Source organism: Candidatus Parakkermansia intestinigallinarum (genome assembly GCF_944389695.1).
In the GTDB taxonomy this organism is placed as follows: Bacteria; Verrucomicrobiota; Verrucomicrobiia; order Verrucomicrobiales; family Akkermansiaceae; genus Akkermansia; species Akkermansia intestinigallinarum.
The window spans coordinates 1-13,327 of the sequence record NZ_CALXNG010000024.1 but is presented as its reverse complement, the minus strand read 5'-3'; the positions used below and the strand labels follow the sequence as shown (position 1 = coordinate 13,327).

General features: G+C 64.6%; 9 protein-coding genes and 2 tRNA genes. 6 read left to right on the top strand and 5 right to left on the bottom strand.

The genetic code is table 11. The annotated features are described in order from the left end of the window. Positions 1-66 precede the first annotated feature (66 nt). The 4 genes from aroA to mfd all read right to left on the bottom strand — a co-directional run bounded on the left by aroA (position 67) and on the right by mfd (position 6,286). Positions 67-1,374 carry a 3-phosphoshikimate 1-carboxyvinyltransferase gene (gene aroA, locus AC6UAL_RS07385; protein ID WP_500682734.1) on the bottom strand — a complete coding sequence of 436 codons (1,308 nt, stop codon included), beginning with the start codon at positions 1,372-1,374 and terminating at the stop codon, positions 67-69. Next, entirely contained in the window at positions 1,364-2,395 is a 1,032-nt protein-coding gene (locus tag AC6UAL_RS07380; protein ID WP_500682733.1) for a peptidylprolyl isomerase, read from the bottom strand. The genes aroA and AC6UAL_RS07380 overlap by 11 nt, the downstream gene beginning before the upstream one ends. 69 nt (positions 2,396-2,464) lie before the next feature. Continuing rightward, the gene (locus tag AC6UAL_RS07375) at positions 2,465-2,986 is read right to left on the bottom strand and encodes a GNAT family N-acetyltransferase (RefSeq protein ID WP_500682732.1); all 522 of its coding nucleotides are present in this window, start codon (positions 2,984-2,986) and stop codon (positions 2,465-2,467) included. A 42-nt stretch (positions 2,987-3,028) separates the two neighbouring features. Further along, complete coding sequence (mfd, locus tag AC6UAL_RS07370; RefSeq protein WP_500682731.1) at positions 3,029-6,286, bottom strand: transcription-repair coupling factor; 3,258 nt, start codon at positions 6,284-6,286, stop codon at positions 3,029-3,031. 177 nt (positions 6,287-6,463) lie between these two features. Between mfd and AC6UAL_RS07365 the strand changes: the two genes are divergently transcribed. After that, positions 6,464-6,979, top strand: coding sequence for a hypothetical protein (locus AC6UAL_RS07365; protein WP_500682730.1), 516 nt, complete (start codon positions 6,464-6,466; stop codon positions 6,977-6,979). A gap of 100 nt (positions 6,980-7,079) precedes the next feature. Here the strand turns inward: AC6UAL_RS07365 and AC6UAL_RS07360 are convergent, their stop codons facing one another. Next, entirely contained in the window at positions 7,080-8,402 is a 1,323-nt protein-coding gene (locus tag AC6UAL_RS07360; protein ID WP_500682729.1) for an ankyrin repeat domain-containing protein, read from the bottom strand. Positions 8,403-8,750: 348 nt separating this feature from the next. Here AC6UAL_RS07360 and AC6UAL_RS07355 point away from each other — a divergent pair, with 348 nt between their 5' ends. The 5 genes from AC6UAL_RS07355 to AC6UAL_RS07335 all read left to right on the top strand — a co-directional run bounded on the left by AC6UAL_RS07355 (position 8,751) and on the right by AC6UAL_RS07335 (position 12,994). After that, a complete protein-coding gene (locus AC6UAL_RS07355; protein WP_500682728.1) occupies positions 8,751-9,149 on the top strand; it encodes a (deoxy)nucleoside triphosphate pyrophosphohydrolase in 399 nt (132 codons plus the stop codon). Positions 9,150-9,442: 293 nt separating this feature from the next. Beyond that, positions 9,443-9,952 carry a hypothetical protein gene (locus tag AC6UAL_RS07350; protein WP_500682727.1) on the top strand — a complete coding sequence of 170 codons (510 nt, stop codon included), beginning with the start codon at positions 9,443-9,445 and terminating at the stop codon, positions 9,950-9,952. 209 nt (positions 9,953-10,161) lie between these two features. Then, positions 10,162-10,233, top strand: a tRNA-Arg gene (locus tag AC6UAL_RS07345). A gap of 26 nt (positions 10,234-10,259) precedes the next feature. Next, on the top strand, positions 10,260-12,761 hold the full coding sequence (locus AC6UAL_RS07340; protein WP_500682726.1) for a U32 family peptidase: 2,502 nt from the start codon (positions 10,260-10,262) through the stop codon (positions 12,759-12,761). 161 nt (positions 12,762-12,922) lie between these two features. Continuing rightward, positions 12,923-12,994 (top strand) — tRNA-His (locus AC6UAL_RS07335). Positions 12,995-13,327: the final 333 nt, after the last annotated feature.

Here is a 13,327-nt window from a genome sequence, read left to right as displayed (position 1 = left end):
AGGAGGCCGGAGCAGAGAGGCTCACTCCGGCCGCTGCGCGGCTCAGCGCGGGGCGCCGAGGCCGCTTCAGCGGGTCAGCTGCCGCAGGTGGTCTTCAAAGCCGGGGTACGAGGTGTTGATGTTGCGGCAATGCAGCAGGGTGGTCTCGCCTTCGGCCGCGAGGCCGGCGATGAGGAAGCTCATGGCGATGCGGTGGTCGTCGTAGCTCTCGAGCGTGCAGCCTTGCAGCGCTTGGCCGCCGCTGATGACCATGCCGTCATCGAACTCCTCGACCTGTGCCCCCATGGCGCGTAGGTTGCAGGCAGTCGTGGCGACGCGGTCGCTCTCCTTGACGCGGAGCTCCGCCGCATTGCGGATGCTCGTGCGCCCCTTGGCAAAGGCCGCGGCGACGGCCAGCACGGGGATTTCGTCGATGAGGTTGGGTATCTCCTCGGGAAGCAGGTCGGTGCCGTGCAGGGCCGGGGCGCTGCGCACGGTGAGGTCGCCGTAGGGTTCTCCTTCGTCGTGGCGATGGCTGATGCTGATGTCGGCCCCCATGCGCCGCAGCACGGTGATGATGGCGTCGCGCGTAGGATTGAGGCCGACGCGGTGCAGCACCAGTTCGCTGCCGGGAATGACGGTGGCGGCAACCATCCAGAAAGCCGCGCTCGAAATATCGGCCGGGATGGTGATGTCCCGTGCGCGGATGGCGACGGGGCCTTCGACGGAGATGTCGAGCCCGTCGGCGGAGACCTCGCAGGGGATGCCGAAATGCGCGAAGAGGCGCTCGGTATGGTCGCGCGTGACGGCCGGCTGGTGCACCCGGCTGCGGCCGCGGGTGAGCATGCCGGCCAGCAGAACCGCACTCTTCACCTGAGCGCTGGCCATGGGAAGCTCATAGCGGATGGCGTGAAGCTCTCGCCCGTTGATTTCCAGCGGAGCGCAGCCGGGCTTCTGCCCGCAGGCGCGGATATCCGCCCCCATCAGACTCAGCGGGTCGATGATGCGCTTCATCGGGCGACGGCAGAGCGAGTCATCGCCGAAGAGGCGACTGCGGAAGGGCAGAGCGGCGAGCACGCCGGCCATGAGCCGCATGCCCGTGCCGGAGTTGCCGCAGTCGATGTCCTGCTGAGGCGCGCGCGGCGCCATGCCGGTGCCGGTGAGCGTGAAGTCGGCCGGGCTCTCGCCCGGGGTGACCACGGCACCGAGCTGCTGCATGGCGCGCAGCGTGTTGAGGCAGTCCTCACTGCAGAGGTAGTTCCGCACTTTCATGCTGCCCTCGGCAAGAGCGCCGAGAATGGCAACGCGATGAGAAATGCTCTTGTCTCCCGGCACGACGAGGCTGCCGCGCAAACCTCGCTCCCGGCGGTGAACGGTGATGGTGTCAGTGGGCATAAATGCGAATGCGTTTCTTTTGCAGGGCTTCGTCAAAGAGCGTGTCGAAATATCGGCCGACGGCGATCTCGCGCTGTGCGCTGCGGATGGCGCTGCGCAGGCTCTCGCGGCACTCCTCGAGCGTGGGCGTGCGCGCGGCTTCGACCGGGCCGGCCAGCAGAATATGCCAGCCCCAGCGGCTCTGTGCCGGCGTCGGCTTGCCGGCGGGAATGGCCTCTGCGCCGAAGAGCGGCAGCTCGGGCAGCAGTCGCTCCGGGCTGTCGGGAATCATACCGAGCGCACCGCCTTGAGGCGCACTCCGCTCATCTTCGCTCCGCTCGCGGGCGAGGCTTTCAAAGTCGGCCCCGGCTTCCAGAGCCCGAAGCGCCTCCTCCGCGCGCGCCTGAACGTCGGCGGCGTCCTTGCCGTCAAAGGCGAAGAAAATGTGGTGCAGCATGCGCCTCTCCGGGATGCGGAGCGAGTCGCGAATAAGCTCATAGTGCAGGGCAACGGCTTCATCGCTCACGTCGCAGTGCTCGGCGACGGCCCGTTCGAGCAGGGCACGGGAGCGCATCCGCGCCTGCACCTTGTCCGTGAAACTCTTGCGCGTATAACCCTGCGAGCGAAGTTGAGCGTCAAAGGCCTCATCGCTGTCGGCTCGAGAGGCGAGCCCGGCGACCTCCGCCTCCGCCTCCTCGCGGCAGAGCGGAAGGTTTTTGTCATTGTAGCGCGTGGCGATGCGCAGCATGCTGCGGTTTATGAGCTCCATGAGGCAAGTATCGGGATCAAGAGCCCCCTCCTCCTCGCCGTCGAGCCCCCGCTGCCAGACCATCTCGCGGCGCAGGCGCGAGAACTGCTCCTTGCTGAGATCCTCGCCGTAGACCGTCGCCGCCAACTTGCTCGTGTCCTTCTCGGCAGCGCCGCTGTGAATATAACTCCAGACCGGGCCGTGCCAGAACCAGAGGTCTATGGCAAGGTAGAGAAGAACCGTGGAGAAAATGCCGAGCTTGAGGGCAAAGATTCGGAGGGAGGAGAGTCTCACGCGCGCCATTCTACTCTGTCCGCCGCTCTTTGGCAAACGAAAAAGCCGCCCGGAAAGCTCCTGCCTGCGTCATGCCGACGCTTCGGCCTGCCCGACGGGGAGGTCATAGACGTAGGTAACGTGCGGCAGACCGTCGCGCATCGGTTTGAGCTCAAAGCCCGGCAACTGCTTGAAGCCGGCATGAAGCAGAATGCGCTGCGAGACGACGTGAGGAGCAAAGACTTTGGCGCGCAGAACGCTGCCGCGGGGCAGCAGAAGCCGGAGCTCCGCCAGAAAGAGTTGCAGGGCTCGCGTCATGATGCCCTGCCGCCAGAAGGACTCGCCGAGCCAGTAGCTCAGCTCGTAGACGGCCTCATCGGCCTCGGGCAGAGCACAGCCGATGCCGCCCGCCGTTTCACCGTTGACGATGATGGCGCGTTCGTGGCGCTCCCCGCGCCGGCAGCGGGCGATGAAGTCCTGCGCCTCGGCCTCGGTGTAGGGAATGGGCAGGCGAGCGGAGAGGTAACGATAGACGGCCGGGTTATTGAGGAGGCGGGTCAGGGCAGCTGCGTCCTTCTCTTCAAAAGGTCGGAGGTGTGTATCAGCGGGCATCGAGATGAAAGATATGAAAAAACCGGCAAGACCTAAGAGAAATCAGAGAGCGAGCAGAAGCCGCAGCGTCTCGCCGAGTTTCTCCTCGGGCTTCACTTTGCTCAGGCGGGGGAATTTCTTGTTCTCCATGATGTACTGCTTGTTGCGGGTGAGCAGCAGTTTTTGGCCGCTGATTTCGACCATCGAGATGTTGCGGCGCGAGGCGACGAGGCGTATTTTGTGGACGGTCAGAAGGTTGCGGGCCTCGCGCGGCAGCGGGCCGAAGCGGTCAATCCACTGCCGCTCCAGATCGTCGGTCTCATCGAGCGAGCAGACCTTGGCCAACCGGCTGTAACAGCTCATGCGCGTGCGCGTCGACTCAACGTAAGCCTCCGGCAGGTAGGCCCCGATAAGCTTGTCGGCATCGGGTCGCGTCGACATAGCCGCCTCGCTCAGGCTGAGGAAGTCGGCCTTCACGACGGCATCGGCGCGGATGTCGGGCGCCTTGCCGCTGAGCCGCTCGACAGACTGCCTGAGCAGCTGGCAGTACAGCTCGAAGCCGATGGCGGCGATGTGCCCGCTCTGCTGCGTCCCCAGCAAATTGCCCGCGCCGCGGATCTCGAGGTCGCGCATGGCAATTTTGAACCCGCTGCCCAGCTCCGTATACTGGCGGATGGCGGCAACGCGCTTGCGGGCGTCACCCGTGCAGAGAGCCTCGCGCGGCAGCAGCAGGTAGGCGTAGGCGCGGTGCCCGCCGCGGCCCACGCGCCCGCGCAGCTGGTAGAGATCGGCGAGCCCGAAGCGATCGGCGCGGTCGATGATGATCGTGTTGGCGTTCGGAATGTCGATGCCGCTCTCGATAATCGACGTGGCCAGCAGAATGTCCGCCTTGCCGTCGATGAAGTCGCGCATGATGAGCTCCAGCTCTCCTTTGTCCATCTGCCCGTGGCCGACCACGATGCGAGCCTGCGGCACGAGGCGGTGCAGCTCGGCCTCCATGCGGCGGATACTCTGCACGCGATTGTGCAGAAAGAAAACCTGACCGCCGCGCGCGAGCTCGCGCTCAATCGCGCGCGCAATCAGCTCCTCGTTGTAGGGGCAAACCGCCGTCTGCACCGGCAGGCGATTGAGCGGAGCCGTCTCGATCGTGCTCATATCGCGCGCACCCATCAGCGCGACGTAAAGCGTGCGCGGAATGGGCGTAGCCGAGAGCGTCAGCATATCCACCATGCGGAAATTGCGCTTGAACTGCTCCTTGTGGCGCACGCCGAAACGCTGCTCCTCATCAATAACAACAAGGCCGAGATTCTTGAACGAGACATCCTTCGAAATAAGGCGGTGCGTGCCGATCACGAGATCCACCTCGCCGCTCTTGAGCCCCTCGATCACCTCCTTGGCCTTCTTCGGCGGCGTAAAGCGACTCAGCAGCTCGATGCGAATCGGATACTCACTCATACGCGAGCGGAACGTGCGCCAGTGCTGATCCGCCAGCACCGTCGTGGGCGCCAGAATCGCCGCCTGCTTGCCGCCCGTCACGCACTTGAAAGCCGCGCGGATAGCCACCTCCGTCTTGCCGAAGCCCACATCCCCGCAGATGAGGCGATCCATGGGGCGCGGCGACTCCATATCCGCCTTCGTCTGTTGAATCGCCCGCAGCTGATCCGGTGTCTCGCGATAAGGAAAACTCGACTCAAACTGCCACATCCACGACGAATCGGGCGGGTGAGCGTAGCCGGGCTTGCTCTCGCGCTCCGCCTGAATCTCCAACAGCTGAGCCGCGTAATCCGCAACCGCCTTCTCGGCCGCCTGACAGGCCCGCTTCCACCGCGAGTCCCCCAGCTTGCTCAGCTCGGGCGTCTTGGCACCGAGGCCGACGTATTTGGAAATAAGGTGACTCTGCGTCAGCGGAATGCGCAGCAGCACCCCGCCCGCATACTGAATATGCAGCTCCTCCTCGCCGCTCTTCTCATCGCGCACCACACCCTCAAAGCGCCCCAAACCGTGCGAGGCGTGAATCACCAGATCTCCCGGATTGATCTCGCGCAGCGGTGCCTGCGCCCGCTCGCGGCGCAACCTCTCGTCCCGCTCGGCCTGCCGACGCGTGCGCGGCGAAGAATAGCGGCCGAAAATCTCAGCAGCCGAGAGCACCGCCAGCCTCGCCCCGGGAACCGTAAACCCGAAGGGCAGATCACCGTCGCGGCTCTGCACGGCACTCCACACCTCATCCTGCCCGCAGATTTCCTCAAATCGCTGCTTCTCGCCCTCGTGCGGGAAAAACATCACGATGCGCCACTTCTCCCGCCGCCAAGCCTCCAAACTCCTGCGGGCAAGCTCGCGGCGCGTCTCCTGCATGACGAAATCCCCCGTCTCGAAACTCCCCAGAGGACTGCCGAAGAAAGCCGTCTCGCTGCGGCGGCTGCAATGCTCATCCAGGCGATCGAGCACATCGGGAGAGCTGAGATCCGCGACGCTCAGCTCGAGATCCGGCGGCGTCTCCCACACCAGCACATCCCCCGGAAAACCGCTGCCCGGCAAGCTCACAACCCAGTCATCCGGGCGGATCCACTCATGCAGCTCGCGGTCGGCGGGCGGCTCATCCAGCACGAGATCAGCACCCTCCAGCTTGCGGAACGACAGCTGCGAATCGACATCGAAAGCGCGGATACTCTCCACCTCATCACCGAAAAACTCCAAGCGGAGCGGCCAGGGACTCTGAAGCGGAAAAACATCGAGAATACCGCCGCGCAGACTCCACCGGCCGCGCGCCGTCACCTGCTCGACACGCTCAAACCCGTGGGCCGAAAGACGCGCCGCGAGCTCCTGCGGCGCGAACTCCTGACCGAGGCGAAGACTCAGAGCATCCTGACTATCCCCCGCAAAAGAAGGAGCCGTCTGGCGCAGACCGGCCGCCGTCACAATCGCAATCTGCACGCGACTCGGCGCCCCGGAGATACTGCGAAGCGCCTCGAGGCGCTCCGCCGCGAGATCCGGATCACTGATGCCGTTGTTGATATGCACCTCGCGCTCCGGAACCAGCACGCTCTCCGGCGCCTGCCAGAGCGGCAGCTCTGCGGCAATGCGCTCCTGCACGGGCAGCGCATCAGCCACCACCCAAATGCGGCGGGGCTCCCCGCCGTCGGGTGTACCGCGCCCCCCGCTGCAAGCCTGCTGAGCAACGAGAGCCACAATAAACGAAAAAGCTGCCGGGCAGCAGCGATCAAACACAAGAGGCTCCTCCCGCGTGCGGCCGAGGCGCAGCCTCGCCAGCTCCCCGGCAAAAGCAGGGGACTTCGCAACAACATCTGTCAGTGGCCGAGCCACGCGAGCATCCTATCAGCCCCGGCTGAGCCTGTCAACGCTAAAGGAAAACGGGAGCGCGAAGATTCATTCTTGACGGCGCGTGCAGAATATGATAGATAGGTTGACATCGTCTTTTCTCTCTGATGTTCAAGTCTGTTGAGAAAGCTCTCTCTACAACAACGAAACACACACACATACATGAAAAAACTCATCCTGATGCTGGCATGCCCCGCCGTTTTGCTCTGCTCCTGCGGCAACTCGGCACCCTCTGCTCTGAAGGAAGACACCGAAAAGGTTCTGAGCAACTACATCGAACAAAACAAGGCCGCGGCGCTCAAAGAACTCGCCGTCAAAGCCGAGGCCGGCGAAGTCGCTGACATCGAGGCCTTTCTTGCCGAGCTGATGCCCGCGTTGATGCAGGCTTCACGTGCGGATGGCGGTGCGAAAGAGGCGGAGATGACGCAACTCATGGTAGACTGGATTGTCTTCGGCAGCGAGCGAGGAAGCGCCTCCTGTCAAGTCGTCCTTTACTTGCTGAAAATGCAGCAAAATAAGGGAACCGGCGACTCCGCGATGAGCGCGGTAACCATCCCGGGCGACCTTGATGATCTGAAGTCCGACGCCTCTGACGCAGTCAAGAAGCTGGAAGCCAAACAAGATTGCAGCAAATTTGAAAAAGAGGCTCTGGGAGCCGGAAAAATGCTGGGCCTGTAAGCCCGCCTTCGCTTGAGCCTCTTTGAGGCTCCGCTTCCGCCCCGAGTCAGAGCCTGAGGAAACACGTAGGAGGGGCGGGGAAAGCCGCCGTCATCGCGGACTACTCCGTCTTGCTCCCGTCCGTCCCGCTCCCGTCCTCCTCGGCTCCTGCGTCACGCAGCAGCCGCTCGCAGTCCCTGCACCCGTCTCGCCCTGAGCGGCGGGCACAGTCCAAGGGCGTCAGCCGCTCAGAACCGAAGAGCACCCGCGCGCGGGCATCCGCCCCCGCGTCCAGCAGCAGCGCGACAATATCCGCATGCCCCCAAGCCGCCGCCAAATGCAGCGGCGTCGCGGAACCGCGTCCCCCCTCCTCTCGGCAGGCATTGACCGGGGCTCCCGCCGCCAGCAGCGCCCGCACCGCCTCAGCATTCCCGAGCCAAGCGGCAATGTGCAGCGGGGTGAAGAAATGATCCGGCGTGCAAGCGGAAAGCTCCGCCCCGGCCCCCGCCAGCAGGCGCACCACCTCAGCCGCATCATATTCCGCCGCCGTGTGCAGCGGCGTGTATCCCCGGCCGTCCCTCGCATCGGCATCGGCACCGGCGGCCAGCAGCATCTCCGCCATCTCCGCACCCCTCTCTTCCGCCGCCAGATGCAGCAGAGAACGCCCTTGCGCGTCGACGCAGCCGCGGACGTCTGCCCCGGCGGCCAGACAGACCCGCAAGGTATCGGTATCCCCTCCCCGACAGGCACCGCACATACCGCCGCGCACAGCCGCACACAGCGTCTCCGCGCTGCGCAGCAGCTCGCTCGGACAAACGGGAACCCTGAGACGGTACGGACGAGCCGAGGCGTCAATCGCCAGCGTGCCGGAAACTTCGAAAACGAAGCGGTCATCGAGCTCGGCCAAGCGATAGTCCGGGCTGTAGACCTCGCCCCCATGACAAGCACCGGGGGCGATGCGGCAGGAGTATTGCCCGGAGTTGCCCTCGAGAGGATATGGCTCGGGAGACAGCTCGGCACCGTTACCGGCGCACAGCAAACGGCATGTCGCAAGTGTGAAAGGCCTCACCATCGAACTCTCAGTCGTCATCGTGACGTCACGATTCGTGTGGTTCACCACAGCCAGCTCGACGCAGAAGCCAAAGGCATCCTGAACACCCTTCGGGTGCTCCGGCCCCAAACAACTGTGAAGGCGGATGCTGCGAAGCTCCAGCACCACGCCCGGAGTCAGTTCGCAGCTGCACGGAGATGCCTCGGCAACGCCCGCAGCGAGCCCATTGAATTGTTCGCCGTGTTCGCCATGGACGCCGAGCGGCCGGCAGGCCACTGCGTGCGCCGAGACGAGAGCCTCGGGCAGGGCATAAGCCGAAGCGGCAAACAGAGGAAAGAGCGCGAGCAGAGCCCGGAGGCGTCCTCCTCTACCGAAGAAATCCTTGCTGTTCATGTTCATTCTTTTCGTTTGGTGTTGGCATCCCCTTTCCGAGGCGCGGAAAACCTGCTCCCGCCTCGCGCTGCGTCGGCCGGACAAGTGAGTTATAGCATGCGGCTTCCTGCCTGTCAAATCAGTTATGACAAATTCTCTCCATCCCGCAGCCCGAAAACGTCCGGCACGCCTGCGTCCCGACAGAGCAGGGGATCGCACCGACAGTCGTGAAAAGACGCCTCTATCGAGCGCCATTGAACTCATCCTCGGAAATCCGCCGTTTCCCCGGCCCCGTCGCTCCGTGGCGGAAGCTCTCAGACCCGACATCAGTCTGGACAGCTCCACCGCCCTCTGCTACGATAACCCGCGATGAAAACCATCGACGTTGTAGCAGCCGTCATCAGAGTCGGCAACCGCGTCTTGGCGACACAGCGCGGCTACGGTGAATGGCGCGGGAGCTGGGAGTTCCCCGGCGGAAAGACCGAGCCCGGGGAATCGCCGTCGCAGGCACTGGTGCGCGAAATCCGCGAAGAACTCTGCCTGCACATACACGTCGGCCGCCTGCTGCGCACCATCGAGTACGACTACCCGACCTTTCACCTTCGCATGCACTGCTACCTCTGCGAGATGGCAGGCGGCCGGCTGACCCTGGAGGAACACGAAGCCGCCTTGTGGGTCGGCGTAGACGACCTGGAAAAACTCGACTGGCTGCCGGCCGATCGCGAACTCCTGCCCGAACTGAGAGCCTGCCTCGCGCACGAAAGCTGAGCAACAGCTCCCCGCCGGAGACAGGGCAAAGAGCAGCCTCCCTCAGCCGAAAATGCAGTGAAATCAGGGCTTCGGGGCTCGCGAACTCCCCGCGCCGACCCCCTCTGCCCGAGCTCGTCGCCGCCACATCCGCCGACCCGTCACATCCGTCAACCGCCACATCCGCCACATCCGCCTCAGCGCCGGGCTCAGCCCCGCGTCGTCGAAGCCGCCGGAGCGAAAACAAACCCAAAATCAAAAAATCTTCACATGAGGGTGACAAGTTGCGCGGGCCTGCCGTCTATGTAAGTACCATGAACAAAATCATCCTTACACTCGCCGGTTTATTCGCCCCCCAGATCGTCATGGCTGCTCCTCTTCCCGAGCACTCTGACCTCCTCGCCACCAACACCGTCGTCGCCGTCTACGAAAAAACGGTCGATCGCCCCTGCCGACATCTCACGTCGCTCTGCCCCGATCGCTGCAATCACGCCAAGAAACTCGCCACCTTCCGCGTCGTAGTCAACGAGAACTACGAGCACCCGGGCCAGTACGGCGATGACAAGTCCGAGCCCGGCAGCGTCGTCTACGTCGACATGCTGCACGACGAACCCGGGCAGGACGAAAGCGTGCGCAAGCTGATCTCCGAACTGAAGCCGGGCGACGCCGTACGCATCCGCATTGACCACTACTACGTCAACGGCGATTCCTGCAAATACCCCGTGCGTCCCGTCACGCTCATCGAGCGCGTGGAGAAACCCGCCAACATTCCGCCCGCCAAAGACAAAGAGCCGATCATGGATATCATGCCGCTGGCTCGCTGAGGCAACCTCCAAACAAGCCCGGCGCATCGGGCCACCCCTCGCAACCGGCTGTCCGCACAGGGCAGCCGGTTCTTTGCATCCCGCCCCTCTGCCCGGCGAAAACCGCACCCCGTGCCCCTCCCGACGCGAAGAAACCCGAAGCCGCAGCTCGCGGCTCTTTTTGCTTGCCATTTGCCTGCCGATGGTGTTCAATAGGCGCACGCAAACGCGGCCCTGTAGTTCAATGGATAGAACGGCCCTCTCCTAAAGGGCAGATGTGGGTTCGATTCCCGCCGGGGCTAGAGCGATGCGCCCCCATCAGGCAGCCATGATTCCCGCCTCCCCCGAAATCCTCGCGCCCGCCGGCAACCGCGACTGCGTCCGCGCGGCCGTCGCCAACGGAGCGCAGGCTGTCTACTTCGGCCTCGACCGCTTCAACGCCCGCATGCGGGCAGACAACTTCACCCGCAGCGACCTCGCCGCCCTCATACCCTACCTGCATGCACACGGCGTGCGCGCCTACGTCACCATGAACGTCCTCATCTTCACCGATGAGATGAACGACGCGCTCGACTACATCGACGAGCTCGACCGAGCCGGCGTCGACGGCGTCATCGTGCAAGACATGGGCCTCGCGCGCCTCATCAGCCGCTACCGCCGCGAAGGCCGCTGGAAACTCGAGCTGCACATCAGCACCCAAATGACCGTCACCTCGCCCGAAGGCGTGCGCCTCGTTGACGAGCTACTCGACCCGCAGCAAATCGTCCTCGCTCGCGAACTCTCCATCGACGACATCGCCGCCTGCGCCAAGGCAACGAGCAAACCCATCGAAGTCTTCTGCCACGGCGCCCTCTGCGTCGCCTACTCCGGCCAGTGCCTCACCAGCGAAAGCCTCGGCCGCCGCAGCGCCAACCGAGGCGAGTGCGCCCAAGCCTGCCGCATGCCCTACCGCCTCGAAGTCGACGGCCGCCTGCGCGACCTCGGCGAGCGCCGCTACCTCTTCTCCCCGCAAGACCTCTGTGCGCTCGAGCGCGTCCCGCAGATGCTCGCCGCCGGCGTGCGCAGCTTCAAAATCGAAGGGCGCCTCAAAAGCCCCGAATACGTCGCCGCCACCACCCGCGCCTACCGCCGAGCCCTCGACGCCGCCCTCGTCGGCCAACTCCCCCCCGCCGAACAGCAGAAAGAAGACCTCTACGCCATGCAAATGGCCTTCTCGCGCGGCTTCTCCGCCGGCTGGCTCGACGGCACGGACCACCCGCGCCTCACCCACGGACGCTTCGGCAAAAAGCGCGGCGCCTACGTCGGCCGCATCATCCGCTGCGGCGAAGGCTGGGTCGAGCTCGACCACCTGCCGACCATCCCCCTCGCCCCCGGCGACGGCTTCGTCATCGACGCCGGCCAAGACCGCAACGAAGAGCAGGGAGGGCGCATCTGGAGCATCCGCGGCACGCGCCTCCACTTCCACGGAAAAGGCAGCCGCATCAACTGGAACCGCGTGCGCCCCGGCCATCTGCTCTGGAAAACCGATGACCCCGCCCTCGACAAACAACTGCGCGCCAGCTGGAGCAACTTTGAAAGCCGCAGCGCCGCCGCCCCCGCGCAGGACCTCGATATCCGCGTCAGCGGCCGCCTCGGCACCCCCCTCGAACTCCACTGCCGCGGCCTGCACATCACCGGCCAACTCCCGCTGGAGAGAGCCGAAAAGCGCCCCCTGACCGTCGACATCCTGCGCACCCAACTCGGTCGCCTCGGCGGCACCGGCTACCGCCTCCGCGAACTGCAAGTCGAACTGGACGACGGCCTCATCGCCCCGCTCAGCGAAATCAACCGCCTGCGGCGCGACCTCGTCGCCGCCCTCGACGCAGCCGACGACCGGAGCCACTCGGCCAACCCAAGCGCCGCGAGCTCGGCCGAAACACCTGCGACCCGCCCCCCCGCCCCGCGCGTCGACCGAAGCCGCAGCTTTGCCGCCCCGACCCCCGCAACCTCGTACGAACTCAGCGTCCTCTGCCGCAGCGAAAAACAGGCCCTTGCCGCCATCGAACAGGGAATCAAACGCCTCTACCTCGACCTGAGCAACCTGCGCGACCTCCCCGAAACCGCACACCGCCTGCGCCAAACCGACGCCTCCTGCAGCTTCTGGCCCGCCACCCTGCGCATCATGAAACCGCACGAAGCCGGCTACTTCAAATACCTGACGGCAGCCGAGCCCGACGGCATCCTCGTGCGCAACCTCGGCGCCGCCCTCTGGTTCCGCGAACACACCCGCCTGCCCCTCATCGGCGACTTCTCCCTCAACACCGCCAACCCCGAAAGCCTGCTCTTCTGGCGCGAATTCGGCCTGCAACACTGCACCGTCTCCTACGACCTCAACGCCCGCCAACTCATCGACTTCCTGCAAGCCGGCTGCGGCCCCGAGCTCGAACTGACCCTGCACCAGCACATGCCGCTCTTCCACACCGAGCACTGCGTCTTCTGCACCTTCCTATCGCAGGGACACAACTTCAAAGACTGCGGACGGCCCTGCGAACACCACCGCGTACGCATCATGGATCGCACCCGCGCCATGCACCGCCTCATCAGCGACGAAGGCTGCCGCAACACCCTCTTCAACGGCAAAGCGCAGACGGCAGCCCGCCACACCCCGAAGCTCATGCGCCTCGGACTGAGCCGCTACCGCATCGAACTCCTCGATGAAAACCCCGCGCAAACCGCGAGACTCATCGACCTCTACCGCCGCCGCCTCAACGGCGAACTGAGCGCCGAGCAAATTTTCGACCAACTCGACGTCCTCGACCGCATCGGCGTCACCGAAGGCACCCTCCTCTGAACCCCATCGCCCCTGCCGCGGGGCAACATCGGGCACTGCGTCGGCGAACAGCGGCGAAAAAGTACGGACACCGCGCCCGAAAAAGAGCGAAAACGCGACAAATTGCTTGCCATCCCCCCTTCCAATCTGTATAATGCGCCCGCAGTCATCCTGCACAGATGGTGAGCATAGCTCAGTGGTAGAGCCCCGGATTGTGGTTCCGGTTGTCGTGGGTTCGATCCCCACTGCTCACCCTCGAAAAAAAGGGCACCCTTCACAAGAAGGGTGCCCTTTTTTATCAGACGTGGGGAATCGAAGCCACGACAAGCGGAGGTTGTCGTGGGCGAGGACATGCGGTGCATGTCCTCGCCCCTTCGCCCGCGAGACACCTCTCGCGGGGCAGTCTGCGGAGCAGACCGAAGGGGGCGGCCCCGGAGGGGGATCCCCACTGCTCACCCTCGAAAAAAAGGGCACCCTTCACAAGAAGGGTGCCCTTTTTTATCAGACGTAGGGAATCGAAGCCACGACAAGCGGAGGTTGTCGTGGGCGAGGACATGCGGTGCATGTCCTCGCCCCTTCGCCCGCGA